This is a genomic window from Roseovarius sp. CH_XMU1461, assembly GCF_037027165.1.
GTDB classification, from domain to species: domain Bacteria; phylum Pseudomonadota; class Alphaproteobacteria; order Rhodobacterales; family Rhodobacteraceae; genus Roseovarius; species Roseovarius nubinhibens.
The window spans coordinates 962,043-988,098 of the sequence record NZ_JAYMDV010000001.1; the positions used below are offsets into that span (position 1 = coordinate 962,043).

The 26,056-nt window shown below is 63.9% G+C and carries 26 protein-coding genes; 9 read left to right on the forward strand and 17 right to left on the reverse strand.

The genetic code is table 11. The features are described 5' to 3' along the window. Nucleotides 1-2: 2 nt before the first annotated feature. The 6 genes from WA237_RS04580 to hemJ form a co-directional block, all read right to left on the reverse strand. Entirely contained in the window at nucleotides 3-812 is an 810-nt protein-coding gene (locus tag WA237_RS04580) for a ParA family protein (RefSeq protein WP_336096830.1), read from the reverse strand. Then, nucleotides 805-1,407, reverse strand: coding sequence for a 16S rRNA (guanine(527)-N(7))-methyltransferase RsmG (gene rsmG, locus WA237_RS04585; protein ID WP_336096831.1), 603 nt, complete (start codon nucleotides 1,405-1,407; stop codon nucleotides 805-807). The genes WA237_RS04580 and rsmG overlap by 8 nt, the downstream gene beginning before the upstream one ends. After that, on the reverse strand, nucleotides 1,404-3,269 hold the full coding sequence (gene mnmG, locus WA237_RS04590; RefSeq protein WP_336096832.1) for a tRNA uridine-5-carboxymethylaminomethyl(34) synthesis enzyme MnmG: 1,866 nt from the start codon (nucleotides 3,267-3,269) through the stop codon (nucleotides 1,404-1,406). The genes rsmG and mnmG overlap by 4 nt, the downstream gene beginning before the upstream one ends. 12 nt (nucleotides 3,270-3,281) lie before the next feature. Further along, nucleotides 3,282-4,565, reverse strand: a complete 1,284-nt coding sequence (gene mnmE / locus WA237_RS04595; RefSeq protein ID WP_336096833.1) for a tRNA uridine-5-carboxymethylaminomethyl(34) synthesis GTPase MnmE — start codon at nucleotides 4,563-4,565, stop codon at nucleotides 3,282-3,284. Between the two features lie 28 nt (nucleotides 4,566-4,593). Beyond that, entirely contained in the window at nucleotides 4,594-5,865 is a 1,272-nt protein-coding gene (gene rho, locus WA237_RS04600; protein WP_040617917.1) for a transcription termination factor Rho, read from the reverse strand. A gap of 166 nt (nucleotides 5,866-6,031) precedes the next feature. Further along, the gene (hemJ, locus tag WA237_RS04605; RefSeq protein ID WP_336096834.1) at nucleotides 6,032-6,484 is read right to left on the reverse strand and encodes a protoporphyrinogen oxidase HemJ; all 453 of its coding nucleotides are present in this window, start codon (nucleotides 6,482-6,484) and stop codon (nucleotides 6,032-6,034) included. A 393-nt stretch (nucleotides 6,485-6,877) separates the two neighbouring features. Here hemJ and WA237_RS04610 point away from each other — a divergent pair, with 393 nt between their 5' ends. The 4 genes from WA237_RS04610 to dnaQ are packed head-to-tail and all read left to right on the forward strand — an operon-like array spanning nucleotide 6,878 to nucleotide 9,591. Then, on the forward strand, nucleotides 6,878-7,471 hold the full coding sequence (locus WA237_RS04610) for a Maf family protein (protein ID WP_336096835.1): 594 nt from the start codon (nucleotides 6,878-6,880) through the stop codon (nucleotides 7,469-7,471). An 8-nt stretch (nucleotides 7,472-7,479) separates the two neighbouring features. Next, entirely contained in the window at nucleotides 7,480-8,313 is an 834-nt protein-coding gene (locus WA237_RS04615) for a shikimate dehydrogenase (protein ID WP_216015400.1), read from the forward strand. After that, nucleotides 8,310-8,903, forward strand: coding sequence for a dephospho-CoA kinase (coaE, locus tag WA237_RS04620; protein WP_336096836.1), 594 nt, complete (start codon nucleotides 8,310-8,312; stop codon nucleotides 8,901-8,903). The genes WA237_RS04615 and coaE overlap by 4 nt, the downstream gene beginning before the upstream one ends. Continuing rightward, entirely contained in the window at nucleotides 8,896-9,591 is a 696-nt protein-coding gene (gene dnaQ, locus WA237_RS04625) for a DNA polymerase III subunit epsilon (RefSeq protein ID WP_216015402.1), read from the forward strand. Before coaE ends, dnaQ begins: the two co-directional genes overlap by 8 nt. Nucleotides 9,592-9,597: 6 nt before the next feature. Here dnaQ and secB read toward each other — a convergent pair whose 3' ends face one another. Then, nucleotides 9,598-10,104 (reverse strand): protein-export chaperone SecB, encoded by a 507-nt coding sequence (gene secB, locus WA237_RS04630; RefSeq protein WP_336096837.1) that lies wholly within the window; start codon nucleotides 10,102-10,104, stop codon nucleotides 9,598-9,600. Nucleotides 10,105-10,171: 67 nt separating this feature from the next. Next, a complete protein-coding gene (locus tag WA237_RS04635) occupies nucleotides 10,172-10,648 on the reverse strand; it encodes an FxsA family protein (protein ID WP_336096838.1) in 477 nt (158 codons plus the stop codon). Between the two features lie 114 nt (nucleotides 10,649-10,762). Here WA237_RS04635 and WA237_RS04640 point away from each other — a divergent pair, with 114 nt between their 5' ends. Genes WA237_RS04640 through WA237_RS04650 form a run of 3 tightly spaced genes read left to right on the forward strand, consistent with a single transcriptional unit; the run spans nucleotide 10,763 to nucleotide 13,034 of the window. Then, nucleotides 10,763-11,419, forward strand: coding sequence for a Tim44/TimA family putative adaptor protein (locus tag WA237_RS04640; protein ID WP_336096839.1), 657 nt, complete (start codon nucleotides 10,763-10,765; stop codon nucleotides 11,417-11,419). Next, on the forward strand, nucleotides 11,416-12,453 hold the full coding sequence (gene mltA / locus WA237_RS04645; RefSeq protein ID WP_336096840.1) for a murein transglycosylase A: 1,038 nt from the start codon (nucleotides 11,416-11,418) through the stop codon (nucleotides 12,451-12,453). The genes WA237_RS04640 and mltA overlap by 4 nt, the downstream gene beginning before the upstream one ends. Next, on the forward strand, nucleotides 12,450-13,034 hold the full coding sequence (locus WA237_RS04650) for a Smr/MutS family protein (protein ID WP_336096841.1): 585 nt from the start codon (nucleotides 12,450-12,452) through the stop codon (nucleotides 13,032-13,034). The genes mltA and WA237_RS04650 overlap by 4 nt, the downstream gene beginning before the upstream one ends. Here WA237_RS04650 and WA237_RS04655 read toward each other — a convergent pair. Beyond that, nucleotides 13,017-14,240 carry an MFS transporter gene (locus tag WA237_RS04655; RefSeq protein WP_336096842.1) on the reverse strand — a complete coding sequence of 408 codons (1,224 nt, stop codon included), beginning with the start codon at nucleotides 14,238-14,240 and terminating at the stop codon, nucleotides 13,017-13,019. The two genes, WA237_RS04650 and WA237_RS04655, sit on opposite strands and share 18 nt — an antisense overlap. Before the next feature lie 274 nt (nucleotides 14,241-14,514). Next, nucleotides 14,515-15,822, reverse strand: coding sequence for an ATP-dependent protease ATPase subunit HslU (gene hslU, locus WA237_RS04660; protein WP_009813385.1), 1,308 nt, complete (start codon nucleotides 15,820-15,822; stop codon nucleotides 14,515-14,517). A 167-nt stretch (nucleotides 15,823-15,989) separates the two neighbouring features. Between hslU and WA237_RS04665 the strand changes: the two genes are divergently transcribed. Both WA237_RS04665 and WA237_RS04670 read left to right on the forward strand, forming a co-directional pair. Continuing rightward, nucleotides 15,990-16,283 carry a BrnT family toxin gene (locus WA237_RS04665; protein ID WP_336096843.1) on the forward strand — a complete coding sequence of 98 codons (294 nt, stop codon included), beginning with the start codon at nucleotides 15,990-15,992 and terminating at the stop codon, nucleotides 16,281-16,283. After that, a complete protein-coding gene (locus WA237_RS04670; protein WP_336096844.1) occupies nucleotides 16,219-16,536 on the forward strand; it encodes a BrnA antitoxin family protein in 318 nt (105 codons plus the stop codon). Before WA237_RS04665 ends, WA237_RS04670 begins: the two co-directional genes overlap by 65 nt. Here the strand turns inward: WA237_RS04670 and hslV are convergent. The 7 genes from hslV to tsaE all read right to left on the reverse strand — a co-directional run bounded on the left by hslV (nucleotide 16,528) and on the right by tsaE (nucleotide 26,026). After that, a complete protein-coding gene (gene hslV, locus WA237_RS04675; protein ID WP_336096845.1) occupies nucleotides 16,528-17,085 on the reverse strand; it encodes an ATP-dependent protease subunit HslV in 558 nt (185 codons plus the stop codon). The genes WA237_RS04670 and hslV overlap by 9 nt on opposite strands. Before the next feature lie 121 nt (nucleotides 17,086-17,206). After that, on the reverse strand, nucleotides 17,207-17,527 hold the full coding sequence (gene trxA / locus WA237_RS04680; protein WP_009813387.1) for a thioredoxin: 321 nt from the start codon (nucleotides 17,525-17,527) through the stop codon (nucleotides 17,207-17,209). A gap of 63 nt (nucleotides 17,528-17,590) precedes the next feature. Continuing rightward, nucleotides 17,591-20,962: a double-strand break repair helicase AddA gene (addA, locus tag WA237_RS04685; RefSeq protein ID WP_336096846.1), complete on the reverse strand. Its 3,372-nt coding sequence runs from the start codon at nucleotides 20,960-20,962 to the stop codon at nucleotides 17,591-17,593. Continuing rightward, entirely contained in the window at nucleotides 20,922-23,879 is a 2,958-nt protein-coding gene (addB, locus tag WA237_RS04690) for a double-strand break repair protein AddB (protein ID WP_336096847.1), read from the reverse strand. The genes addA and addB overlap by 41 nt, the downstream gene beginning before the upstream one ends. Continuing rightward, the gene (locus WA237_RS04695) at nucleotides 23,872-24,558 is read right to left on the reverse strand and encodes a nucleotidyltransferase family protein (RefSeq protein WP_336096848.1); all 687 of its coding nucleotides are present in this window, start codon (nucleotides 24,556-24,558) and stop codon (nucleotides 23,872-23,874) included. The genes addB and WA237_RS04695 overlap by 8 nt, the downstream gene beginning before the upstream one ends. Next, nucleotides 24,543-25,553: an aminoglycoside phosphotransferase family protein gene (locus WA237_RS04700; protein ID WP_336096849.1), complete on the reverse strand. Its 1,011-nt coding sequence runs from the start codon at nucleotides 25,551-25,553 to the stop codon at nucleotides 24,543-24,545. Before WA237_RS04700 ends, WA237_RS04695 begins: the two co-directional genes overlap by 16 nt. Then, nucleotides 25,550-26,026: a tRNA (adenosine(37)-N6)-threonylcarbamoyltransferase complex ATPase subunit type 1 TsaE gene (gene tsaE, locus WA237_RS04705; RefSeq protein WP_216015413.1), complete on the reverse strand. Its 477-nt coding sequence runs from the start codon at nucleotides 26,024-26,026 to the stop codon at nucleotides 25,550-25,552. The genes WA237_RS04700 and tsaE overlap by 4 nt, the downstream gene beginning before the upstream one ends. Nucleotides 26,027-26,056 lie beyond the last annotated feature (30 nt).

The following is a 26,056-nucleotide window of genomic DNA, read 5'->3' on the forward strand; positions in this document are numbered from 1 at the left end:
TGTTACGCCGCCACGGGCGAAGATGTCTTGAGCATTTCGCGCGCCAAATCCTGGTAGGCCCGCGCGCCGGACGACGCCGGATCATAGCTCAGCACCGGAATTGCGAAAGACGGCGCCTCGCTGAGCCGCACATTACGTGGAATCAACGTTTTATAGACCAACTCACCCAGGTGATCGCGCGCATCCGCCTCCACCTGCCGCGAAAGGTTGTTCCGCGCGTCGTACATGGTCAGGACCACGCCCTCGATCCGTAGCTTGGCATTCGCCGTATCGCGGACCTCACGCACGGTGAGCATGAGCTGCGACAGACCTTCAAGCGCGAAAAATTCGCTCTGAAGCGGCACGAGCACCGAATCTGCAGCCACCAGCGCGTTGATCGTCAGAAGGTTAAGAGACGGCGGGCAATCGATAATGATAAAATCGAGCTCCAGCGCGTCCAGAGACTGCTGATGCAGCGCATCGCGCAGCAGGAAAACCCTTTTTTCATTGGAGATAAGCTCAATATCCGCTGAGCTGAGATCGGTCGTCGCGGGCACAATCCACAATCCTTGTGTGCCCGTCGGCTGCACTGCCTCCACCGCTTCTAGCTCTTCGAGCAAGAGTTCATAGGTCGTCATATCTCGCTGGTCTGCCTCAATGCCGAGGCCCGTCGACGCGTTGCCCTGCGGATCGAGATCCACCAAAAGCACCCGCTTCCCCATTTCGGCGAGCGCGGCGCTCAGGTTGATGGCGGTGGTGGTTTTCCCGACCCCGCCCTTCTGGTTGGCAACAGCAATGATTTTCGCAGCGGGCGGACGGCTTGGATCAGGCACGAGACACTCCTGTGACCTTCAGAATATGAGCACTGTCATCAGTTTCACTTTTACAGGCCGTAGCTTTGAAATTCCACAAATTTTCCGCCTGTCGCAGCTCGTCCTGCCACTGCGCGCCCTTCATAAAAAGGGCTACGCCATCCGGCACCATATGCCGCGTCGCGAAGCCGAGCAAATCCGATAAAGACGCCAAAGCCCTGGCTGACAGAACATCCGCCTCCTGCGGGGCGGCCTGCTCGATCCGCTCGGAAAGAACAGTCACCGGCACCGATGTTTCACGTGAAACACTTCGCAAAAAGGCGCATTTCCTCTGATCACTTTCGATCAAGGTAAACTTGGCGCCCTTGTGACTCTCCTGCGCAAGGATCGCAGCGACGAGGCCCGGAAAGCCGCCGCCACTCCCAATATCCACCCAGTGAGAAATCTGCGCGGGGGCATGCAGCATGATCTGCGCCGAATCCTCGAAATGTCGGCGACCGGCATCATTGAGCGATGCGCGCGCAACGAGATTGATCTTCGGGTTCCACTTTTTCAGAATCGCAGCATAGATTTCTAGCCGCTCTTCTGTTTCACGTGAAACATTGCCAACGTTCATGCGGTCATTCCGCGGCGCGATTGGCGCACCTTGGCCAGCAACAGGGTCAGCGCCGCGGGCGTCATTCCGTCAATTCGTCCGGCCTGCCCGATATTGTCCGGCCGCGCTGCGTTGAGCTTCATTTTAAGCTCATTCGACAGCCCTTCCATCGCCATATAATCAAAATCCGTGGGAATGCGCTGCTGCTCGTCCCGCTTGAGAACCGCGACATCACGTTCCTGGCGCAGGATGTAATTGGCATACATCGCGTCCTTGGAGAGTTGATCTCGGCTCGCCGCGTCGATCGCCCCCCATTCTGGTCGAAGCGCCACGAGCGCGTCGAAATCAAACTGCGGCAAGGCCAGCAATTCATAGCCATTGCGCCGCTTGCCATCCTGATTGACCGCATAGCCCGCGGTCACCAGCTCCTTAGGCGTAAACACGACCGATTCCATATCCTGCCGTGCCTCGGCAAGCGCGGACATCTTCGCCTCGAACGCCTGTTTCCGCTCTGCGCCAACGCATCCGACCTCGATCCCGAGCGGTGTGAGCCGCTGATCCGCGTTATCCGCGCGCAGCGACAGCCGGAACTCGGCCCGTGAGGTGAACATGCGATAGGGTTCGCTCACCCCGCGCGTGATCAGATCATCGACCATCACCCCGATATAACTGTTGCTACGGCTAAAGGTGATCGGGTCACGGCCCAGCGCCACGGCCGCCGCGTTGAGCCCGGCCACGAGCCCCTGCGCCGCCGCCTCTTCATAGCCCGTCGTGCCGTTGATTTGCCCCGCCAAAAACAGCCCCGGCACATCCCGCACAGCCAGTCGCGAATCGAGCGCGCGGGAATCGACATAGTCATATTCAATGGCATAGCCGGGTTGAAGAATGGTTACATTCTCCAGACCTTTGATCGATCGCACATAGTCATGCTGAATGTCCTCAGGCAGCGAGGTCGAAATCCCGTTGGGATAGATCACATTGTCAGACAGGCTCTCGGGTTCCAGGAACACCTGATGCGAGCTCTTCTCGGCAAAGCGGACGATTTTATCCTCGATGGACGGACAGTATCGCGGACCAACACCTTCGATCCGGCCGCTGTACATCGCAGATTTACCAATGTTTTTCTCAATGATTTCATGCGTTTGTCCATTCGTGTGGGTGATCCCACAGCTGATCTGCCGTGCCGAAACCTTCGACGACAGGAACGAAAACAGCGTCGGATCATCATCGCCCGGCTGCACCTCAAGATCGGACCAATCAATCGTCGTCCCATCGAGTCGCGGCGGCGTCCCCGTCTTGAGCCGCCCGAGCGGAAGCCCGAACTGATCAATCCGTTCGGCCAGTTTGACAGACGGCTTGTCCCCCATCCGCCCGCCGGGCCGCGACACCTGACCGATATGGATCAGCCCCCGCAGAAACGTCCCGGCGGTAAGAACCACTGCGCTCGCCGAAATCTTGGACCCATCGGCGAGCCTCACGCCCCGCACCTCGGCCCCGGACATCAGGAAATCCGCCGCCTCGCCTTCAATAATCGTCAGGTTCGGACAGCCGCGCATCTCGCGCTGCATCTCTTCGCGGTAAATCTTGCGGTCGGCCTGCGCCCTCGGGCCCTGTACCGCCGGCCCTTTGCGCCGGTTCAACAGGCGAAACTGGATGCCCGCCTTATCCGCCACGCGCCCCATCACCCCGTCGAGCGCATCAATCTCACGGACGAGATGCCCCTTGCCGAGCCCCCCGATCGCCGGGTTGCAGGACATCACGCCGATGCTCTCAAACGTCAGTGTAACAAGGGCCGTGCGCGCGCCCATCCGCGCCGCCGCATGGGCCGCGTCCGCACCGGCATGACCGCCGCCGACAACTATGACATCGAAATCATGTTTCACGTGAAACACCCCTCATTTGCCGAGGCAGAAACTGGAGAACACTTCGTCAAGGATCGCCTCAACATCGACCCGGCCCACCAAACTGTCGAGCGCATAGACGGCGCGCCGAATCTCTTCTGCCACGATCTCGGACATCTCTACATTCTGTAGCATAAGATCGCGCGCCTGTTCCAACGCATCACAGCCTTCCTGCAATGCCCGCTTGTGACGCAGATGGGTTGCCACCCCGGCATGTGCAACCCGCGACGACAGCCGTTCGGAAATCGCGGCAATCAGCTCGGCAATCCCCGCCCCTGTTTTTCCTGACACCCCGGGAAATTCACCGCCCGCAACATCCGCCTTGGCCTGCAAGAGGATATCCCCCTCCTCGGCAAGCTCGGCGCCTTGCGACGGATCGTCGAGCAGAAAGACGCGCAGATCAGCCTGAGCGGCACGCTCCTTGGCCCGCGCAATCCCCACCGATTCGACCGCATCCTCGGTCTCGCGAAGCCCCGCCGTATCGAGAAAAGTCACCGGCAGCCCCGCCACATCCATCCGCACTTCGATCACATCTCGCGTCGTGCCGGCCACATCCGAGGTAATCGCCGCATCGCGCCCGGCAAGCCCGTTCAACAGCGTCGATTTCCCGACATTCGGCGCGCCGACGATCGCCACTTCAAACCCGGTGCGGATACGCTCGGCCGCCGCAACCCCGGTGATCTCGACACGCAGCTCGGCCATCACCCCGTCGAGCACCGCGATCACCTCCGGATAGACATCCTCGGGCACCTCTTCATCGGCAAAATCAATCGTCACTTCCAGAAGCGCCATCGCCCGGATGAGCTTGCCACGCCAGCCCTCTGCCTTCTGGCCAAGAGCGCCGGAAAACATCTTCATCGCCTGACGCCGCTGCGCCTCGGTCTCGGATTCGAGAAGATCGGCAAGCCCCTCAATCTGCGCCAGATCGAGCCGCTCATTCTCGAGCGCGCGCCGCGTGAACTCCCCCGGTTCTGCCTGCCGCAACCCCGGCATCTCGCCCAGTCGCGCCAGCAGCGCGCCGATGATGGCCACGCTGCCATGCACCTGAAATTCCACGGTTTCTTCGCCGGTAAAGCTATGGCCCGCGTCAAAACTCAGGATCAACGCCTCATCGAGAACCTCATCTCCCTGCCGCAACAGCCGCACGGAGCCGACGCGCCGGGCCGGCACATCCCCCGCCAGCACACGGCACGCCTCAAACGCCGCCGGTCCGGACACGCGAACGACAGAAACGCCCGCCTTCCCCGGGGCGGATGAAAGCGCAAAAATCGTGTCCATCATGGTCACCCTGTGACCAAGACCGGCGTCAGGTGTTCATCGAGTCGAAGAACTCTGAGTTCGTCTTGGTCTGCTTCAGTTTCGAGATCAGGAATTCGATCGCATCCGTGGTCCCCATCGGGTTCAGGATACGGCGCAGGACAAAGGTCTTCTGCAGATCGATCTTGTCGACCAGAAGATCCTCTTTCCGGGTGCCCGACTTGAGAATGTCGATCGCCGGGAAGACCCGCTTGTCGGCAATCTTGCGATCGAGAACGATCTCAGAGTTGCCGGTGCCTTTGAATTCTTCAAAGATCACCTCGTCCATCCGGCTGCCGGTGTCGATCAGCGCGGTCGAGATGATGGTGAGCGAGCCGCCCTCTTCGATATTCCGCGCAGCACCAAAGAACCGCTTCGGCCGTTGCAACGCGTTCGCATCGACGCCACCGGTCAGAACCTTACCCGAAGACGGCACGACCGTGTTAAACGCCCTACCAAGTCTTGTGATCGAGTCGAGAAGAATAACAACGTCTCGTTTATGCTCGACAAGACGCTTGGCCTTTTCGATCACCATTTCCGACACGGCCACGTGGCGCGCGGCAGGTTCGTCAAAGGTCGAGCTGATCACTTCGCCCTTCACCGACCGCTGCATATCCGTCACCTCTTCGGGACGTTCGTCAATGAGCAGAACGATGAGATAGCATTCGGGATGGTTCTTCTCGATGCTTGCCGCGATATTTTGCAGCAGAACCGTCTTACCGGTCCGCGGCGGCGCCACGATGAGCGACCGCTGACCCTTACCGATGGGCGCGACCAGATCGATGATCCGGGCCGAGCGGTCCTTGACCGTCGGGTCCTCGACTTCCATCGTCAGCCGCTCATCGGGATAGAGCGGCGTCAGGTTGTCAAAGGCGATCTTGTGACGCGCCTTCTCGGGATCTTCAAAGTTGATCTGCGACACGGAGGTCAGCGCGAAATAGCGCTCATTCTCTTCCGGCTGCTTGATCTCGCCTTCGACCGTATCCCCGGTGCGCAGCGAATATTGGCGGATGGTTTCCGGCGACACGTAAATATCATCCGGCCCCGAGAGATAGTTCGCCTCCGGCGAACGCAGAAACCCGAACCCGTCCTGCAGAACCTCAAGCACGCCATCGCCATACACGACCCAGCCCTCTTCGGCCCGCTCTTTCAGGATCGAGAACATCATCTCGCCCTTGCGCATGGTCGAAGCGTTCTCGATCTCGAGCTCTTCAGCCATCGCCAAAAGGTCCTTGGCACTCTGCGCCTTGAGATCGGACAGGTTCAAACGGTCCTGAGACATGATGTCATACGTCCTTGATTGCGCGCCTTGCGGCGCGTCGAGAGGTCATGTTTGGAAATTCGCGTCCCCGGACGGGGCCAGAGGCTTTGCTACAGGCTTTGCCTCTCCTAGTCAATCTTTGCCACGGTCACGCCCCGACGCGCCCTCTCGCGCCCTGTGACGCCACTCAGAAGCGCACCACCACGGAAAAGACGATCACCACCAGACAAATGGTCGGCACCTCATTCATGAGCCGGTAGGTCCGTCCGCTCACAATGTTCTCGCCCGCGACAAAGGCCTTTCTCTGCGCCCCAAGCCAATGATGAAACAATGTCAGCACCCCGATGCCCGCAATCTTGGTATAGGGCCAGATCGAGGCCCAATCGACGACCCCGGGCGTAAAGGCCAGCGTCAGCCCGAACAGATAGGTCGCCATCATCGCCGGGTTCATGATCACCCGAAAGAGCTTCTGCTCCATGACCTGAAAGATCTCATCGCGGCTGTCCCCGCGCTCCGCCGCCTCCACGTGATAGACGAAGAGCCTCGGCAAATAGAACAGCCCCGCCATCCAGGCCACGACCGAGATGATATGGAGCGACTTCACGTAAGGATAGGCCGAGCCCAGAATGTCAGAGATCATATCTTGGTCTTCCTTGCTCCGGTTCCGGCTAAATAAATAATAAAGTTTAAAAGAAAAGATAGTTGTCTTTGTAGGGGGCTGGGAAACCGTGGATCAAATTTCATCCCCGGTTTTATCCAGAACCGCCCTTCATGGCGATGCGGCATTTTCTCTCAGGAAACTCTCGAAAATCCCTTTTTAAACAAATTGTTAGAAAATCTCTCGCAGGTCAGATTCTGCTTGCATCCCTGAGTCGTCCAGAATTGGTTAACGCCGCGGTGGATTTTTCCACAAGGGGATAAATCGCGTCTATCTTGGCCGAGAGCCACCGCAAGCCTTGGAGCTTTCCGCCCGTGCTGATAAATCCCTGAAACGTCACACATTCCATTCAGAGCCATCCGCAGGGTTTTCCACATGTCCATGCACATCATCCTCGCGTCGGGGTCGTCGATCCGCCAGACCCTGCTCCGAAATGCCGGGGTGGGCTTCAATGTTGTGCCCGCCCGCATCGACGAAGACGCCGTGCGCCGCGCCATGCAGGCCGAGGATCTGCCGCCCCGCGACATCGCCGACGCCCTGGCCGAGCTCAAGGCGCAGAAGACCGGCGCCAAACATCCCGACGCGCTGGTCATTGGCTGCGATCAGATCCTGTCCATCGGCAAGGACATCCTCGCCAAAGCGGACAGTCGTGATACCGCCAGAATACAGCTGCAATACCTACGTGGCAAAACCCATGAATTGCACTCGGCCGCGGTGATCTGCGAAGGCCCGAAACCCGTCTGGCGCAAGATCGGCCGCGTCCGCATGACCATGCGAAATTTCACCGATGCCGAGCTCGATCGCTACCTCGATCGCAACTGGCCCGGCGTCTCCGATGCCGTCGGCGCCTACAAGCTCGAAGAAGAAGGCGCCCGCCTCTTTGCCGCCGTCGAAGGCGACTATTTCTCTGTGCTGGGCTTGCCGTTGCTCGATCTCTTGTCCTACCTATCCCTGCGCGGAGACATCTGAGGATCATCATGGATCACCCCAAAATCCCCCTCGCCGGCGTCATCGGATCGCCCATTGCGCATTCCCGCTCGCCCCAGATTCACGGCCATTGGCTCAAGAAATATGGGATCAAGGGATTTTATATCCCGATGGACGTGGCGCCCGACAATCTCGAACGGGTCATCCGCACCCTGCCCCAGGCCGGGTTCGTCGGTGTGAACGTGACCATCCCGCATAAGGAAAAGGTGCTCGAGATCGCCGATCTGATCACCGACCGCGCCGCGCTGATCGGGGCGTCCAACACCTTGATTTTCCGCAAGGATGGCAAGATCCACGCCGACAATACCGACGGCTATGGATTCATGAAGAACCTCGAAAGCGCGGGCTCCAACTGGCGGCCCGGTGATGGCCCCGCAGCTCTTCTGGGCGCTGGCGGTGCCGCCCGCGCGGTGATCGCGGCACTTCTTGATGCAGGCGTGCCAGAGATCCTCATCTCCAACCGCACCCGCGTCCGCGCCGACGCGCTGCAGGAAGAGTTCGGCAAGCGGCTCCATGTCTTTGACTGGGTGCAGGCCGGCAACATGATGGACGATGCCAAGCTCGTGGTGAACACCACCTCCCTCGGCATGATGGGCAAACAGCCCCTGCGCGTGCCGCTCGACGGGTTGCGCCCGGGCACCTTGGTCACCGATCTCGTCTATGCGCCGCTCAAGACCCGCCTGCTCGAAGTGGCCGAAGAGATGGGCTGTCACACGGTCGATGGTCTCGGCATGCTGTTGCATCAGGCCGTGCCGGGGTTCGAGCGTTGGTTCGGCACCCGCCCCGAGGTCGACCGCGCCACCCGCGCCGCGGCTCTGGCATGAGCTTTCGCCTCGGCCTCACCGGCTCGATCGGGATGGGGAAATCCACCACCGCGCAGATGTTCAAGGACCACGGATGTGCCCTCTGGGACGCTGATGCCGCTGTGCACCGGCTCTATGCCAAGGGCGGGGCGGCCGTGGCACCGATGCAGAAGGCCTTTCCAGATGCCATTGAAAACGGGGGCGTTTCCCGGGACCATCTGCGCGAAATCATTGCCGCCGATGCCGATGCCCTGCCCCGGATCGAACAGATCGTGCATCCGCTCGTGGCCCAGGATCGCCAGGATTTCCTCGCCACGGCGACAGAAGACATCGTCGTGCTCGACATCCCGCTTCTCTTTGAGAATGGCAGTGAAACCATGATGGACGCGGTCGTCGTGGTCAGCGCCCCGCCCGAGGTGCAGCGCGCCCGCGTGCTCGCCCGTCCCGGCATGACTGCGGAACGGTTTGATCTCATCCTGTCGCGCCAGATGCCGGATGCAGAAAAACGCGCCCGCGCGGATTACGTGATCGAGACCGATACGATTGACCATGCCCGGGCACAGGTGGCATCAGTGGTGGCGGATATACGAAAGAAGCTGGCCCATGCGTGAGATTGTCCTCGACACCGAGACCACCGGATTTGATCCGCATAGCGGCGACCGGATCGTCGAAATCGGCGCGGTCGAGCTCTTCAATCATATGCCGACCGGCGAGACCTATCATCAGTATATCAATCCTGAACGGTCAATGCCGCAGGAAGCGTTTCAGGTGCACGGGCTTGGCGATGATTTCCTGCGCGACAAGCCGGTGTTCAAACGCATCGGTCAGGCGTTTCTCGATTTCATTGGCGATGCCAAGCTGATCATCCACAACGCCGCGTTTGATATGAAATTCCTCAATGCCGAGCTGGGCTGGATGGGCCTGCCGCAGATCCCGTGGGAACAGGCCATCGACACGCTCGAGATTGCGCGCCGCCGGTTTCCCGGCTCGCCCGCTTCGCTCGACGCACTCTGTCGGCGGTTCAATATCGACAACTCGTCGCGGACGCTGCACGGCGCGCTGCTCGACAGTGAAATCCTCGCCGAAGTCTATCTCGAACTGATCGGCGGGCGTCAGCCCGATTTTTCGCTGAAGGTGGTGGAGAAAGCCCCCGAACCGGGACAGGACATGGGCAATTGGCGTCCAAAACCGCGCCCAACCCCCCTGCCCTCGCGTCTGACCGAGGCGGAAAAAAATGCCCACGCCACCTTTGTCGGCGGCATGGGCGATACGGCGATCTGGCGCAAATACGACGCGTGACGCGTCTTAGGAATGCGGCGTTGCGGGCGCTTGCGCCTGAGCTGCGGCCTGACGGCGGGCAATCTCGCCACGATAGATCTGCACCCAGTCGATATTCTCGAGGTTCAGCGGCGGGAAGCCGCCGTCACGGGTGACGTCGCTCACGATCCGGCGCAGGAACGGGAAGAGCATGCGCGGGCATTCGATCATCAGGAACGGGTGAAGCTGATCTTCCGGCACGCCCTCGATGTGGAACACACCCACATAATCGAGCTCCATCAGGAACAGATGCGCACCATCTTCCTTGTTGACGGATTCGACCTTGAGCTTGGTGATCACCTCATACTGGTGTTCGGCCGACCGCTTCTTGGCATCGAGATTGACCTGCACGGTCACATCGGGCTGCACTTCGCCGCCGATGCCTTTTTGGGCAAGAATGTTTTCAAAAGACAGATCGCGGACGAACTGCGTCAGCGTCGTCATCTTGACTTGCGGCGCTTGTGCGGCCGCGCCGTTTTCCTGCTGGTCTTCCATCGCTGGGCTCCTGACGGTCATATGTTGAATAGCTTGTCTTGCGATCTATCAGGAAGGCCCGCGCGCCTCAATGCTTTGTCCAGCCAGAGGGGCGCTCTAATGGCCGCGCCTCGGGGTCGAGCTCTTCGAAATCGCCCTCAACCACCGTCGAAGAGGCCGGGCCTCTGGGCGCGTCACGCTCAAACCCGTGGGTCTGAACCTTGATCCGGCTGCTGGCATAGCGCATCACCGCCTGCCGCACCGACGGGACCAAGAGCGCAAAGCCCATGGCATCGGTGAAAAACCCCGGTGTGAGCAGCAGCGCCCCGGAAAACAGGATCATCGCCCCATGCGCCAGCGGCTCGGTCGGGTTGCTGGCCCGGTGGAACGAGCTTTGCAGATCGCCGAGCGCCCGCGCCCCTTGGCTCCGCACGAGATAGGTCCCGGCGACGGCGGTGAGGATCACGATCAACAGCGTCGGCCACAGCCCGATGAGCCCGCCCACCTGAATGAACAGGGCGATCTCGATCAACGGCACCATCAGAAACGCTATGAACAGCCACATATTACCCTCATCCAGCCTTAGTCCGGGGGCAAATGGTAGACTTGCCCGCCCTCGTCACCTACATAGGATCACAACAGCGGGCTTTCCACGCCCCAACCGAAAAATGAGACGAATATGGACTCTCCAATGCTTCAATTGCTGGTTCTCGCAGGTATCGCGATCTTCTTGCTCCTGCGCCTTCGCTCGGTGCTGGGCACCCGCGACGGGTTTGAGCCGCCCCGTAGTGAACTGCCCGGCGCACCGGACCGGCGGCAGGGGTTCGAGGTGATCGAAGGCGGGCCGGATCTCGATATCACGGACCACGTGCCCGAGGATTCCGACGCCGCCGCGGCCCTGGCAGAGATGAAGCGGATCGAGCCCAGTTTTTCGGTGAGCGAATTCCTCTCGGGCAGCCGTCAGGCCTATGAGTGGATCCTGATGAGCTTTGAGAACGGCAAGCTCGACGAGATCGTGCCTTTCCTGTCGCCCGATGTGCACGAGGCCTTTGCCCAGGTGATCGACGCGCGTCAGGAAAAGAACCTGACCGTCGAGGCCGAGTTCTTTGGCGTGCGCGATGTGACGCTGATCGATGCGGCGCTCGACGACGCCACCAAGGCGGCCGAGATCACCGTGAAATTCCTCGGCGAGTTGAGCTCGGTCGTGCGCAATGAGCAAGGCGAGATCATCGAGGGCACCCCCGGCGAGCCCAAGCGGCAAAAGGATACCTGGACGTTTGAGCGTGTGATGGGATCGGACGATCCGAACTGGCGACTTGTAGCTACGGGCGGATGATCCGGGCGGCCCTGTTTGCCTGTGCGATGCTGGTGCCGCTCGTCGCGCGGGCCAGCATGCACGAGATTGCATATGACATCACGAGCTTTGACGCGCTCGACGGTTGGGCCGAAGACGATCATCAGGCGGCGCTCGACGTTTTCCTGAACACCTGCCCCGATATGAACGACCCGGATTGGCTGTCGCTCTGTGCGCTGGCCCAGCAGAAACCCGATGCGCGGCAGTTCTTTGAGCTGTTCTTTCGCCCGGTGCTGATCTCGGATGGCAAGCCGGCGCTCTTCACCGGCTATTTCGAGCCTGAGCTCAACGGCTCGCTGCATCCCACCGACCGGTTCCGCTATCCGCTCTACCGCGAGCCGGAGGCCTCCAAAGAGATCAACCCGTGGCTCACGCGACGCGAGATCGAGACCGGTCCCTATATGCAGGATCGCGGGCTCGAGATTGCCTGGGTCGATGATCCCGTTGAACTTTTCTTTCTGCAAATTCAGGGCTCCGGCCGCATTCGCCTGCCCAATGGTCGGATGATCCGCGTGGGCTATGGCGGGGCAAACGGTCACAGCTATCGCTCAATCGGGGCCGAGCTTGTCCGGCGTGGCGTCTACAGCCGTCATCAGGTCTCGGCGGAGGTGATCAAGAACTGGGTGCGGCGCAATCCCGAAGAGGGCCGCGAGCTCTTGTTTCACAACCCCTCCTACGTGTTTTTCCGCCGGATCGATTCCGTGCCTGCGGAGCTCGGGCCACTGGGCGCGATGAACCGCTCTGTCACGACGGGGCGGACTGTGGCGGTTGACCCGGCCTTTGTGCCGCTGGGTGCGCCGGTCTGGATCGAGAAAAAAGGCGCGGAGGCCATGCACCGCCTGATGATCGCGCAGGATACCGGATCGGCCATCAAGGGGGCGCAGCGGGCGGATATTTTCATCGGCACCGGCGATGAGGCCGGGCGCGAGGCCGGGCAGCTCAAGGATCCGGGGCGGATGCTGGTCCTGATGCCCATTCAGCGGGCCTATGCGCTGGCGCCGGATGCGCTGCCATGAAACGGCGGCGTCCGAATAAAGAAGAGCTCGAGCTGTGGCGACAGGTGGCCCGCTCGGCCACCCCGCTCGACCGGCGTCACGAGGCCCCGGTTGTGGCCAAGCCCGCGGCGAAAGACCCCTTTCCCACCGCGCCCGATCCCGTGCAGGAGGCCCGGCCCGCGCTAGAGCCCTTTCAGATCGGTGAGCGGTCGACCCAGACCGCGCCGGGGGCTATGGCTACGGCGAAACCTGCGGTCCAGATGGACAAGAAATCCTTTCACCGGATGAAGCGCGGCAAGCTCAAACCCCAAGCCACGTTGGATTTGCACGGCATGACGGTCGAGCGCGCGCATAACGCGACCATCGGCTTTATCCTGCGCGCGGCCTCACGGGATCTGCGGCTTGTTCTCGTGGTGACGGGCAAGGGCAAGCGCGGCACCGAGGATGAGATCATCCCGCAGCGCAGGGGCGTGCTGCGCCATCAACTGCCGCAATGGCTTAGCCTGCCGCCCTTGGGTCCGCTGGTTCTCGAGGTGAGCGAAGCCCATAATCGCCATGGCGGCGGCGGGGCTTATTACGTCTATCTACGCCGTCGCAGGTAGCAGCGGCGCGGCGCGCAGAACGCCCAGAGTCATGCAGAGGCTGGCAAAGATAAAGTAGCCTGCCACATAGAGAAATTGCAGCTCGATCCCGATCCCGAGGTCGAGCGCCAGCCCGGTCAGCAGCGGCCCGATGGCCGAGCCCAGCACCATGATCGCTGCCGCCATCGCCTTGATCGCGCCGATATGGCGGGTGCCGTAGAACTCGGCCCAAAAGGCCGCCGGGATGGTGGCGTTGAACCCGGTGGTGAGCCCGAGAAAGACAAAGCCCGCAAAGAGCCAGGCGCCGTCGGTGGCCGTGGCAAAGAGCGTGAAACCCACCACCATCGGCAGCTGCATGAAGGGCATGAGCCGGGCCGTGCCGAACCGATCGAGCGCCCAGCCCGAGGCGATCATCGCGACGATGGAAACGCCTGTGTAAAAAGGGAAATAGGCGACCAGCTGCAGATGCGAGAGCTGCTTGATTTCGGCGAAATGAACCTGGTGGAAAAAGAAGGCGGTGTTGAAGGCCGAGGGGCCCAGAAGCGCCGGGATCATCAGCCAGAAAAGCCAATGTTTCAAGGCGTTTCGGCGTGTCCAATGGCGGGCGAGCATGCCAAGGGAGCTGTCGCTCTGGGCGTGGCTCTGGGGCGTGCGTTCCTCGCGCAGGAGGTGGCGCAGGGCGGGGATGCCGAGCGCCGCGATGAGCGCCGCCACGACCCACAAAAGCCGCCAGTCGATCAGCGCCATGAGCGCCACGAAGATCAGCGGCAAGAGCGCCTCGCCCAAGGAAAATCCCAAGGTCGCAAGGCTCAGGGCGCGGCCCCGTGTGGCGGTGAACCAGCGCGCCATGGCGACCACCGCAAGATGGCTCAGCATGCCCTGACCGGTGAAACGCAGTGAGAAAATGACCAGAGGCAGCAGCCACCAGACCGGGTTGAACGCCATGAAAAGACAGGCGAAAATCTGCAAGCCGAGGACCAGCGGCGCAAGCGCGCGGACGCGGAAGAGATCGGTCAGCCCACCGGCCCAGATCATCACCATGGCCGAGGCGAAGGTGCCCAGCGAATAGAGCCCGCCCCATGCGCCATGGCTCAGGCCAAAGGCCAAACGGATCTCGCCCGCGAAGAGCGAGATAAAGAAGGTCTGGCCGAAACTGCTCAGGAAGGTGAGCAGAAAGCCGGCGGAGAGCCAGGGCAGGTTGAGCCGGAGGAAATCGAAAAACCGCATGAGGATTGGTGGCGCGAAATCTGCGCTGGGGAAAGGAAAATCGTCGCCCTGCCCCACCTGCTGTTAACCCTGCCAAAACCGGCCGAAATGGCGGGTCGGTGACACGTCGGTATTGCGTCGGTAAAGCGACAGTGCGGATTTTGGCAAAACCGAGGGCGGGAAAACGTGACCGGAGCGTGCGCTGAGTGTCGCCGAAATGGGCGCGCAGATGTGAAAACCCCGCCGGGACCAAGGGCACGGCGGGGCATTTTGAAACGGTCAGGTCTGGAGAGGATCAGAGCACGTAGCGGCTCAGATCGGCGGAGCGTGCGAGTTCGCCCAGGTTGTCCTCGACGAAGCCGGCGTCGACCGTGATGCTGTCGCCAGAGCGGTCGGGGGCGACGAAGCTCAGCTCTTCGAAGACCCGTTCCATCACCGTGTAGAGCCGCCGCGCGCCGATGTTTTCGACAGAGCGGTTCACCTCGGCGGCGATGCGGGCGATGGCGGCGATGCCGTCCTCGGTGAAACGCACGGTGAGGTTTTCGGTGCTCATCAGCGCCTCGTACTGACGGGTGAGCGCGTTGTCGGTCTCGGTCAGGATGCGCACGAAATCCTCTTCGGTGAGCGCCCGCAGTTCGACCCGGATCGGCAGACGGCCCTGCAGTTCCGGAAGCAGGTCCGAAGGCTTGGCCACGTGGAAGGCGCCGGAGGCGATGAAGAGGATATGGTCGGTTTTCACCGGCCCGTGTTTGGTCGAGACGGTGGTGCCCTCGATCAGCGGCAGCAGGTCGCGCTGCACCCCTTCGCGCGAGACATCGGCACCGCGGGCGTCGGCGCGGGCGCAGACCTTGTCGATCTCGTCGAGAAAGACGATGCCGTTCTCCTCGACCGCCTCGATGGCGGCGCGGGTGACGGTTTCGTCATCGAGAAGCTTGTCCGCCTCTTCGCCGATCAGGATCTCATAGCTTTCGGCGACGCTCATCCGCTGGCGCTTGGTCCGGCCGCCGAGCGCCTTGCCGAACATGTCGCCGAGATTGAGCATGCCCATCTGGCCGCCGGGCTGGCCGGGGATGTCCATCATGCCGAACGGGTTGGAAGTGTCGGCGAGGTCGAGCTCGATCATCGTGTCGTCGAGCTCGCCCTTCTTGAGCTTTTGGCGGAACATCTCGCGGGTGCCTTCGCGGGCATCCTCGCCGGCGATGGCGGAAATGACCCGCTCTTCGGCGGCGTGATGGGCCTTGGCCTTGACGTCTTCGCGCATGTGATCGCGGGTCATGGCGATGGCGCTGTCGACGAGATCGCGGACGATCTGTTCGACATCGCGGCCGACATAGCCGACCTCGGTGAATTTCGTGGCCTCGACCTTGAGAAAGGGCGCGCGGGCGAGTTTCGCCAGGCGGCGGGAAATCTCGGTCTTGCCGACGCCGGTGGGGCCGATCATCAGGATATTCTTGGGAAACACCTCGTCGCGCAGATCCTCGGAGAGCTGCTTGCGCCGCCAGCGGCTGCGCAGGGCGACAGCGACGGCGCGCTTGGCCTCTTTCTGGCCGATGATGAAACGGTCGAGTTCCGAGACGATCTCGCGGGGGGTCAGGTCGGTCATTTACACATCCTTAAGCTTGTCAGTGATGTATGGGCCTTGAGCCGGATTGCCAAGGGTTGCGACAGGGAAGCTTGACGATTGTATATACAATATGTAAATATAAACAATCCCACCCTCGGCCATGCGCCGCCCGGAGAGGCGCATCAGCATAGCAAAGGGGCGTGAGCGTGTTCGAGTGGGATGAGGTCAAGCGGCAGGCGACCATCGAAAAGCACGGTCTGGACTTTTGCGATATGATCGAGGTGCTGGCCCATCCGCATCTGGTCATACCGGCGCAGACGCAGGGCGAAGAGAGGTTTCTGGCGATCGGCGGCTTTGACGGGCTGACGGTGGTCGTTGTTTACACATTACGCGGCGATGCGATCCGTCTGATCACCGCGCGGAGGGCACGGCAAAATGAGAAAAACCACTATCAAGCGTTTCTCGCTCGAAGAGGTGCGGAAACAGCAGGGGAGCACTGATTGGGACCGGCTGCGGGCCGAAGAAGACGCCGGACTCGAACCGGCCCATGACCCCGATATCGATGATGTCGATTGGGATTGGTCCAGTACGCGGCTGGTCGAACCGGAGCCGAAAAAGATGATTTCGGTCCGGCTCGATGCCGATGTGCTCGAATTCTTCAAATCGCAGGGCAAAGGCTATCAGACGCGGATGAACGCGGTGCTGCGCAGCTATATGGAAGCGATGCGAAAATCAGGCTCTAACTCAGCGTGAAATGCTTTCGACCGTGAGGTTTCCATTGGTGTAGACGCAGATGTCGGCGGCGATGGCCATGGCGGCGCGGGCCACCTCTTCGGCGCTCTTGTCGCTGTCCATCATGGCGCGGGCGGCGGCGAGGGCGAAATTGCCGCCAGAGCCGATCGCGGTCACGTCATGTTCGGGTTCGAGCACATCGCCCGCGCCGGTGATCACATAGAGATCCTGCCCGTCGGTGACGATCAGCATCGCCTCGAGCTTTTGCAGGTATTTGTCGGTGCGCCAGTCCTTGGCGAGCTCGACGCTGGCGCGCTGCAGCTGGCCGGGGCTGGCCTCGAGCTTGGCCTCGAGACGTTCCAGCAGGGTGAAGGCATCGGCGGTCGATCCGGCAAAACCCGCGACCACGTCAAAGCCGCCGGGCGAGAGGCGGCGGACCTTGCGGGCAGAGCCTTTGATGACCGTCTGGCCGAGGCTCACCTGACCGTCGCCTGCGATCACCACCTCGCCGCCTTTGCGGACGCCGATGATCGTGGTGCCGTGCCAGTCGGGAAATTCCTCGCGTTGCATGAATGCCTCCTCAATCCGTTCAGACCCATATGGGGGAATTGCGCGAACGGGGCAAGGTGAGCCGCCAAAAGAAACGGGCCCCGCCACTGGCGAGACCCGTAAAAACAAGCGGTTCAGGCGCTTAGATCGACTCTTCGATCCAGCTCTGCAGCGCGGCCTTGGGGGCGGCGCCAGCGCGGTTCGAAACCACTTCGCCATTCTTGAAGATGAACAGGGCAGGAATGCCGCGCACGCCCATCTGAGCGGCGGAGTTCGGGTTGCTGTCGACATCGACCTTGGCGATTTTCACCTTGCCGCCCATCTCGGCGGCGATCTCTTCCAGAGCCGGGCCGATCTGTTTGCAGGGGCCGCACCATTCGGCCCAGAAATCCACCACGACGGGGATGTCTGAATTTTTCACTTCGGCGTCGAACGTGTCGTCGGTAACGGCTACGGTGGCCATATCGGAATGCTCCTGAGGGAAGTTTTGCGTTGTCCTAAAGGGTAGGTACGGCCCCCGGGAAGGTCAAGGCAGGACCGTGCTGTCGAAAGCGTTAATCACCAGATCGTGTGGGAGTGGCATCAGTGACCCACTATGGGTCCACAGGATTGCGGTGTCGATCCGCCGATCCGGGTAGATCCGCGAGAGCATGGCGCGATAGGCCCCCATCTGGCGCAGGATGCCAAGCGGCGTTGCCTCGGGCGTGGCGGGGATCACCTGGTTGGATTTGAAATCCACCGCGAGCACGTGATCGGGGGCGATGCGCAGCCGGTCGATGATGCCGTGAAAGCGGCGATTCCCAAGCTCGGGCAGGGTGGCGCTCAGCGGCACTTCGGCGAGCGTGTCGGGGCCGAAGATCGGCGCAAGATCGGGGTTGGCAATGAGCGTGGCGGCGAGGCTGAGCCAGGGTGTGGCGTCGGGCATCTCCTCGGCGCGGGCGAGATCGGCGGCGAGGCGCGGGTGATCGGAGGGATCGAGCGCGGGGAGATGTTCGAGCAGCGCGTGCAAGAGCCGGCCCTCGCGCAGGGCGGTGTCGGTGTCGCGGCCCGCCTCGCCGGCGAGCGCCTTGGGCCCGGGCAGGTCGCTCGGGGTGAGCGGGGCGCTGGGCAGGGTGCCGCGCGGGGCGGGCTGGGCGAAATGGGCGGCGAGGGGGGCCGGGGCCGTGGTGCCATCAGTGGTCATATCAGGCACTGTTACACCCCAATCGCCGCGTTCGACGCGTAGGCCCTGACCGGTGGGGAACATCGCGTCAGAGCCGCCGACGCGGGCCATGCCCTCGGCAATTTGGCTGTGCCAGCTGTCGCGATCCGTGCCGGTGTCGCCCGCCGCCGCGACGATCAGCCATTTCTCGGCCCGGGTCATGGCGACATAGAGCAGCCGGTCGCGTTCGGCCCGTTCGGCGTCTTTCTTGTCGCTGTCGAGCGTGCGCAGCGCGGCGGGCAGTTCGGCGGCGAGCGGACGCCAGAAGGCGGCCTCGGGCGAGGCGAGGAGGGACGCGCCCTGCGGCGGGCGGCGCTTGGTGGTGTCGGGCAGGATCACCACCGGGGCCTCGAGCCCCTTGGCACCATGCACGGTCATCACGCGAATGAGGTCGCCGGCGCTGTCGAGCTGGCGTTTGATCTCGAGATCATCCTGTTCCATCCAGACCAGAAAGCCGGTGAGACTATCGACCGCGGCGCGTTCAAAGGCGAGGGATTGCGCCAGGAGCGCGTCGATCCCGTCCTCGGCCTCGTGGCCCAGCCGCGACAGCAGCCGGGCGCGCCCGTCATGGCGGGTCAGCACCCGTTCGATGAGATCATAGGGGCGCAGGAAATCGGTCTGATCGCGCAGATCGGTGAGGATGGCGAGCGTCTCGGGATAGGCCTCGGCCCGGTCGCGCAGCGCCTGCCAGAGATATTTGCCGCCGCGCGGCTGGGCGAGGGCAAAGAGATCCTGTTCCGACCAGCCAAAGAGCGGCGAGCGCAGGGCGGTGGCGAGCGACAGGTCGTCCTCGGGCGTGGCGAGGAAGGAGAGCAGCGCGCAGATGTCGCGCACCGCCAATTCACCCCCGAGCCGCAGACGGTCGGCCCCGGCAACGGGCAGGCCGCGCGCCTTGCAGGCGCGGATCACCTCGTTGAAGATTGGCCGGGTGCGCGATTGCACGAGGATGAGCACATCGCCCGGCGTCACGGCGCGCCAGCCGTTACCATCGGGGATCGGCTGGCGAGTGCGCACCATCTGATCGATCTGGGCGGCGATCTCTTCGGCCAAGAGAACGGCGGGATCGTTCTCGGCGCGGATGTCGACCGGCATGTACCAAGGCGGGTCTTCGGGGCGCTCGGGTTTGTCCAGCGGCGGCCAGAGATCGACCCGGCCGGGCAGGGCGTGGTGAAAGGCGATGTGGCGCTGATCGGCGGAAAACCCGGCCTCGCCCGCGCCGTCAAAGGTGGCATCTACCACGTCGAGCACCGCCGAAGACGAGCGGAAGGAATGTTCGAGCACCCGTGAGGCGAGCGGCGCGTTGGAATGGGCGAGCCTCTCGTCGAAGAGGTCGCGCATCTCGTCAAAGGCGCGGGGGTCGGCGCCCTGGAAGGAGTAGATCGACTGTTTCTTGTCGCCCACGACAAAGACGGTGCGCGGCCGGTCAGAGCGGCTTCCGGCGCCGCTGGTGAGTTCCTGGGCGAGCTGGCTGATCACCTGCCATTGGGTCGGGCTGGTGTCCTGCGCCTCGTCGACGAGGATATGGTCGATGCCACCGTCGAGCCGGAAGAGCACCCATTCCGCCACCGCAGGATCGGTGAGAAGATCGCGGGTCTTGGTGATCAGATCGTCGAAATCGAGCAGGCCCCGGTGCAGTTTCGCCGCGTCATAGGCGGTGATGAAGCGGCGGGCGAAGCCGTAGAGCACTTGGGTCTTTTCCAGCGTCATCAATGCGCAGCGCATGTCGCGCGTGTCCTCGACCCGGCGCATGAAATCGTCGAGCTGGGGCTGAATATGGGCGATGGCGGGTTGGGCCGCCTTGGTCGGAAATTTGCCGAGCTTGGCGGTAAAGGATTCCTTGGCCGCAGCCCCCGTCAGAAAAACGGATTCGAGCACCGGCAGCGCGGTGATGTCGAGCGGTCCGAGCGATGACAGCCGGTCGCAATGGGTCGCGTCCTGTTTGCCGCCGCTGCGCAGGCCGGTGATCAGCTCGGCCAGAAGCGCGTCTTCGCCGCCCAAGAATACGCGCGAGGTGATTGTGGTACGGTCGGCCCCGGCGGGCAGGCCGAGGGCCGCGCAGAGATCGGGACTGCCCATGAGCTGATCGCGCTTGCCGAGGATTTCGCGCAAGAGCTTGTCGAGATCGTCGCCGGAATAATAGCTCACCAGATCGCGGAGCAGCGCGGCGTCAGAACCGAGCGCGATCTCTTCGACCACGTCGCTGCGCAGGGTGTCGGCGGTGCGGTCGTCCATCTCGGTGAACTGCGGCGTGACGCCCGCCTCGAGCGGGAAGCGGCGCAGCAGCGCGGCGCAGAAGGAGTGGATCGTCTGGATGCGCAGACCGCCCGGGGTCTCGATGGCGGTGGCAAAGAGGCGGCGCGCCTTGGTCAGCGGCAGATCGTCGATGACGGCATCGACGCCGAGCTGGCGCAGCTCTTCGCGCAGCTCCGCGTCGGGCAGCATCGCCCAGGCCCCGAGCCGTTGGAACAGCCGGTTCTGCATCTCGCTCGCCGCCGCCTTGGTATAGGTGAGGCAGAGGATATTTTGCGGGTTCACATCGGCGAGCAGCAGCCGCGCCACCCGGTCGGTGAGCACGCGGGTCTTGCCCGAGCCGGCGTTGGCCGAGAGCCATGTGGAGAAATCCGGGCGGGCCGCGTCGATCTGGCGGCGGGTGGCGTCATCCATCGGGAAGCTCCAGCGCAATCGGGACCGGATCATCGGCCAGCGTCCATTCGCCATAGCGGGCGAGCTGATCGTAATCTCCGACATCCTCGGCCTTTTGCAGGGCGCGGCGCGAGACAAAGCCCTTGTCGGGCTGCATATAGGCGCCGATGAGTTCAGCCAGCTGCGCCCAGGTGTCGGTGGGGCTGAGGTCCTCCAAAGGCGCGTCGAGCTCGCCCGCTTTGGCGCCGAGCCCGATATAGGCGGCGCGCAGCACCGGGGCGGCGCCGAAATTTTCCCAGCCGAAGGTCTCGGTCAGCGCCGCCTCGAGCAGGAGCTGACGGTCGAAGAATTCCTGTTCCTTGGCGCTGGGCGGCGTGCCGGTCTTGTAATCATAGATCATCACCTTGCCATCGGGGGTGACGTCGAGCCGGTCGGCCTTGGCGGTGAGGGTAAAGCCGAGCGCGGGCAGGGTGCCCTTTGTCGAAATCTCGAGCGCGGCGGGGCGGGCGACGGCGCGGCGTGCCAGCTCATCCGCGACAAAGCCGTCGGCCACCCGTTCGAGCCGGGCGCGCCATTGCATCCGGGTCTGGGCCCAAGGCACCTGTGCCGCCAGTTCTTCGTCTGCGATGCGCATGAGCCGCGCCACGGTGACGGCGCTGTCGTCGTCGCGGGTCTCAATGATGAAACGTTCGAGCACATCATGCAGCGCGTTGCCGCGCATCAGCGCGTCGGGCACCCGCTGCACCGGGTTGAGGGCGGAAAGGCCGAGGACGTGGCGGGCGTAGATCGCGTAAGGGTCGCGGATCAGCCGTTTGATCGCGGTGACCGAGAGCCGCGACGGCCGCGCGGCGCGCGGCGGGCAGGGGGCGGGGCGCGGTTCGGGGGCGGTGGCGGTCACCGCCTCAAGCTGATCCACGCGGTCGAGCCAGGCCTTGCCTCGGGCGCGCATGCCGTCGAGCGCGGCGACGCCGCCCTGATCGGGCAGGCCGGAGAGCAGGTTTTGCAGCCGGTTGAGCCAGCGCGACACCACGGTTTCGGCCTCGTCATTGCGCACGGCGCGGGTGATCCAGACCTCTGGGCCGAGGGCGGCCTGTTGGAAGTCATGGGCGGCAAGGCCGATGCGGCGCTCGGGGAGCAAGAGCCCGGCCTGTTTGCGCAGCGCCCGGTTAAGCCAGGGATCATGGCCGGGGGTTTCCGGCCAGCTGCCTTCGTTGAGACCGGCGAGGATGATCAGCTCGGCCCCCTGCACGCGGGCCTCGATCGTGCCCCAGATGCGGATCAGCGGATCAGCGCGTTCGGCGCTGCGCACCTCGCCGGAGGAGAGGAGGTTTTGCAAGAGATTGCCGAAATCCACCGCGCTGGCGGGGCCGCCATGGGGGCCGTGGAGGGCGAGCTCGTCCAGCACGGCGAGGCTCTGCGGTCCGGCGGGGGTCAGCAGCGGATCGCTCCAGCTTGGCGGCCAGTCCTCGCCCGGGGTGCTGCCCCAGGCGATGCGGCGGGCGAGAGCGCGGTGATGCGCGGCCAGCGCGGGCAGCGGATGGCTGCCCGGCAGGTCGCCTGCGAGGAAGGTGTCGCCGAGCCAGTCGCACCAGCTCTGGCGTTCTTCGGGTTTCGCGGCGCACCAGGTGGTGATTGCGTCGTGATCGGGGAAGGGCAGGCCTTTGCGGCGCAGATGCAGTTCCAGTTCGCGTGCGAGCCGCAGATGCGCGCCGCGGTCGGCCCCGGCATGGGTCAGCGGGTGTTTGAGCAGGGTCAGCAGCAGCTCGGTCGAGAGCCGCTCGGTCATCAGCGCCGCGACATGGCGCAGAAAGCGGCCCTGCGCGGTGCGGTGCAGCGGCGTGCCGGCGCTGTCGTCGGGCAGGATGCGCCAGCGGTCGAGCGCGGCGGTGACCTGTCGCGTCAGATCGCGGTCGGGGGTGATGAGCGCGGCGGGGGTGCCGGCCTCGGCCGCCTCGCGCAGGCGCATGGCGATGGCGAGCGCCTCGGTCCTGCGCGACGGCGCCTCAAGCAGGGTGACGCCCTGCATCGCCTCGGGGATCTCTGTGAGCAGTGGCCCCTCAGAGCGCCATTGATCGGTGACCGGCGCGGGCCGCAGCGCCATCGAGAGCACCGCATTGCGCGGCGGGCAGGCGGGGGCGGTCTCGGTCCAGCGGGGCAAAGCGGTGGGCGCGAGGCCGAGCTGATCGAGCAGCGCGCGGAACCGGTATTGCGGGTGATCCTCGCCGCCGAGCCGGTCCTCGAGCGCGTTCCAGGCGCTGTCGCTCATGTCATAGTCGAAGCCGGGTAGCACCACCGCGCCTTGGGGCAGGGCGGCGACCGCCTGCATCAGCATCTGGGTCGTGCCGCGCGAGCCGGTGGAGCCTGCGAGGATCACCGGGCCTTGGGGCGGTGCCGCCTGCCAGCGGGCGAGCAGCGCCTCGGTCACCAGACGGTTGCGGGCCTCGGCACCGGGGCAATCGTCGCGGTCGTCGAAATCACGGGTGATGGCGAGGAAGGATTTGAGCCGCGCCCAATGGCCCGACTGATCGGCGATGTCGAGCGCGTCGATGGCATCCATGCCGACGCCTTCGCCATGCATCTCGTCCATCAGCCCGGCGAGGCTGTCGGCGAGATCGAAAAGCGCCGAGCGCGGCGCGAGATCGGGGGCGCGGTCGATCAGGGCGGAGATGAGCCGCGCCAGTTCGAGCTTGCGCCGCAGGGGCGGCATGGCGTCGGGGAGGCCGGGCAGGGGCCAGACGCTTTCGAGGCTGGCAAGGGTGCAGATGCGCGGCAGGATCATGTCCGGCCCGCTGTCGCAGAGCTGGCGCAGGCGTTTGGCCATCTTGCGGGTGTTCACGATGAGTGTGATGCGGGCCATGGCCTCTGGCGGCTGGGTTTTGAGCCGCGCGCGCAGACCGGCGAGCATCTCGGCGCTGAAGTCGACGCCGGGGGGCAGGCCGAAGAGGCGGGGGCTGTCTTGAGGGTCAAACATCGCGGGGCTTTCGCAAGAGCGCCTCGGCCTCGGCAATGCCGCCGGGGTGGCCGACGTCGCACCATTGGCCGGGGAAGAGCGTGCCATAGGCACGGCCCGAGGCGATCAGCCGGTCCCAGACCGCGTTGAGCGAGAAGACCGCGCCGGGGTGGTCGGCGACGAGGCCGGGCTTGAGGATTTGCAGCCCGGAATAGACGAGGGGGCCGCCACGGCTGATCCGTCCTTCGGCGTCGAGGGTGAAATCGCCGGGGCCCTGACGGCCGATGGCGTTCTCGGCGGGCAGGCAGAGCAGCAGCGCGTCCATCTGGTCGGGCTGCCATGCGGCGAGGGTGGTGGCGAGCGGGTTCGGTCCGGTCCAGATGGCATCGGTGTTGAGCGTGGCCACCTGTGGCGCGCCCAGCAGCGGCAGCGCCGCCTTGAGCCCGCCGCCGGTGTCGAGGATCTGATCCGCCTCATGGGAGATGGCCACGTCCTGGCCGTGCAGATGGGCGGCGATCTGATCGCCGAGATAGTGGCTGTTGACCACGATCCGGCGATGCGGCGCGGCGCGGACGATGTCGAGCGCATGGTCGAGCAGGGGTTTGCCGGCCACGTCGATGAGCGGCTTGGGGCGGGTGTCGGTCAGCGGGCGCATCCGCGTGCCGAACCCGGCGGCAAAGAGCATCACATCGAGCTGCATTGCGCCCGGAGCCTGTCGATTGCGCCGCTGTCGGGGGGCGGCAGGAGGTCGGTGACGGCGGCCCGCAGCGCGGCCAATTCGGGCGTGTCGAGATCGCTCATCAGGTAGGTCCAGACGCGGGGCAGGAAGTCGAGATAATGCGGTTTGCCGTCGCGCAGGCAGAGCCGGGCGAAGACGCCGATGATGCGCAGGTTGCGCTGCGCGCCGAGCGCGCGATAGGCGGCGGTGAAGGCGGTGGCGTCGCCGCCCCAGCCGTCGAGATAGCGGGCAATCATCGCCGCTTCGGTCGCCTCGGGCACGTCGCGGCGGGCGTCTTGCAGGAGCGACACCAGATCATAGGCGCGGTGGCCGCGCATCGCGTCCTGAAAATCGAGCAGCCCGACGCGGGCGAGCCCGTCGCGCTGCGGCATCCAGAGCAGGTTTTCGGCGTGGTAGTCGCGCTGAATGAGCACGGCATCGAGCCCGTCGAGCGGCGTCAGCGCGTCACCCATGGCGCTGTGAAGGCGGGTGCGTGCCTCGGCATTCGCGCGGCCAAGTCCCGTGGCGTACCAATCATGGGCCAGCGCCGCCATATCGGCCATAAAGGGCAGATCATAGGGTGCGAGATCTGTGGGCGCGGGGCGTTCGTGCAGGGACAAAAGCACGTCGGTTGCGGCGGAATAGAGACGGTTTTCCAGCGCAGGTTGCTCTGTCAGGACCCGCGCGAAAAGATCGTCGCCCAAGTCTTCGATCAGGAGCATCCCGGCCTCGGTGTCGCGGTGCAGGATGCGCGGCGCGCTCAGCCCCTGGGCGCAGAGATATTCGGCGATGCGAATGAAGGGCCGCACGTCTTCGCCCCGGTCGGGCGGGGCATCCATCAGGATCGCGGTCTCGCCCTCGGGGCGGTTCAGGCGCATGTAGCGCCGGTTCGAGGCGTCGCCCGCCACCGTTACCCATGTGGCCTCTTGCCAGCCTATGCGGGCGGCGAATTCGGCCAGCGCGTCGTCGCGTGTCATTCGGCGGTCACCTCATCCAGAACCAAGGCCCAGCGCGGTCCGGACCAGCCGAGCGTGGCGATCCGGGCGTCCTCGGAGCCCTCGGGGCTGAACTCTATCCGCAGGGCGTGAGCGGGGGCAAGCGGGCCAAGCCGGTCGGGCCATTCGACGAGGCAGATGGCGCTCTCGAAAGCGTCGGTGAGGCCGAGCTCGACCAGTTCGCTGCTGTCGGAAAGCCGGTAGAGATCGGCGTGCCAGATTTCGCCCGCCGCGGTGTCATAGGTCTGCACCAGAGTGAAGGTGGGCGAGGGGATGTCCTCGGGCGCATCGAGCCGCGCGGTGATCAGGGCGCGGGCGAAATGGGTCTTGCCGGCGCCGATCGGGCCGCTGAGCAGCAGCGTGTCGCCGGGCCGCAGATGCGCCGCGAGGCGACGGGCCAGCGCCGCGGTCGCCTCGGGGTCGGAAAGTCGGATATGTCGCGCCAAGTCACTCATGGCGCGACACTACACCTCTGCCCGGCGGCT

Coding starts and splice junctions, on each gene's coding strand:
- rsmG (WP_336096831.1), bottom strand. CDS start 1,407: ATGAACGTTGGCAATGTTTCACGTGAAACAGAAGAGCGGCTAGAAATC.
- mnmE (WP_336096833.1), bottom strand. CDS start 4,565: ATGGACACGATTTTTGCGCTTTCATCCGCCCCGGGGAAGGCGGGCGTT.
- rho (WP_040617917.1), bottom strand. CDS start 5,865: ATGTCTCAGGACCGTTTGAACCTGTCCGATCTCAAGGCGCAGAGTGCC.
- hemJ (WP_336096834.1), bottom strand. CDS start 6,484: ATGATCTCTGACATTCTGGGCTCGGCCTATCCTTACGTGAAGTCGCTC.
- WA237_RS04610 (WP_336096835.1), top strand. CDS start 6,878: ATGTCCATGCACATCATCCTCGCGTCGGGGTCGTCGATCCGCCAGACC.
- WA237_RS04615 (WP_216015400.1), top strand. CDS start 7,480: ATGGATCACCCCAAAATCCCCCTCGCCGGCGTCATCGGATCGCCCATT.
- coaE (WP_336096836.1), top strand. CDS start 8,310: ATGAGCTTTCGCCTCGGCCTCACCGGCTCGATCGGGATGGGGAAATCC.
- dnaQ (WP_216015402.1), top strand. CDS start 8,896: ATGCGTGAGATTGTCCTCGACACCGAGACCACCGGATTTGATCCGCAT.
- secB (WP_336096837.1), bottom strand. CDS start 10,104: ATGGAAGACCAGCAGGAAAACGGCGCGGCCGCACAAGCGCCGCAAGTC.
- WA237_RS04635 (WP_336096838.1), bottom strand. CDS start 10,648: ATGTGGCTGTTCATAGCGTTTCTGATGGTGCCGTTGATCGAGATCGCC.
- WA237_RS04640 (WP_336096839.1), top strand. CDS start 10,763: ATGGACTCTCCAATGCTTCAATTGCTGGTTCTCGCAGGTATCGCGATC.
- mltA (WP_336096840.1), top strand. CDS start 11,416: ATGATCCGGGCGGCCCTGTTTGCCTGTGCGATGCTGGTGCCGCTCGTC.
- WA237_RS04650 (WP_336096841.1), top strand. CDS start 12,450: ATGAAACGGCGGCGTCCGAATAAAGAAGAGCTCGAGCTGTGGCGACAG.
- WA237_RS04655 (WP_336096842.1), bottom strand. CDS start 14,240: ATGCGGTTTTTCGATTTCCTCCGGCTCAACCTGCCCTGGCTCTCCGCC.
- hslU (WP_009813385.1), bottom strand. CDS start 15,822: ATGACCGACCTGACCCCCCGCGAGATCGTCTCGGAACTCGACCGTTTC.
- WA237_RS04670 (WP_336096844.1), top strand. CDS start 16,219: ATGAGAAAAACCACTATCAAGCGTTTCTCGCTCGAAGAGGTGCGGAAA.
- hslV (WP_336096845.1), bottom strand. CDS start 17,085: ATGCAACGCGAGGAATTTCCCGACTGGCACGGCACCACGATCATCGGC.
- trxA (WP_009813387.1), bottom strand. CDS start 17,527: ATGGCCACCGTAGCCGTTACCGACGACACGTTCGACGCCGAAGTGAAA.
- addA (WP_336096846.1), bottom strand. CDS start 20,962: ATGATCCGGTCCCGATTGCGCTGGAGCTTCCCGATGGATGACGCCACC.
- addB (WP_336096847.1), bottom strand. CDS start 23,879: ATGTTTGACCCTCAAGACAGCCCCCGCCTCTTCGGCCTGCCCCCCGGC.
- WA237_RS04695 (WP_336096848.1), bottom strand. CDS start 24,558: ATGCAGCTCGATGTGATGCTCTTTGCCGCCGGGTTCGGCACGCGGATG.
- WA237_RS04700 (WP_336096849.1), bottom strand. CDS start 25,553: ATGACACGCGACGACGCGCTGGCCGAATTCGCCGCCCGCATAGGCTGG.
- tsaE (WP_216015413.1), bottom strand. CDS start 26,026: ATGAGTGACTTGGCGCGACATATCCGACTTTCCGACCCCGAGGCGACC.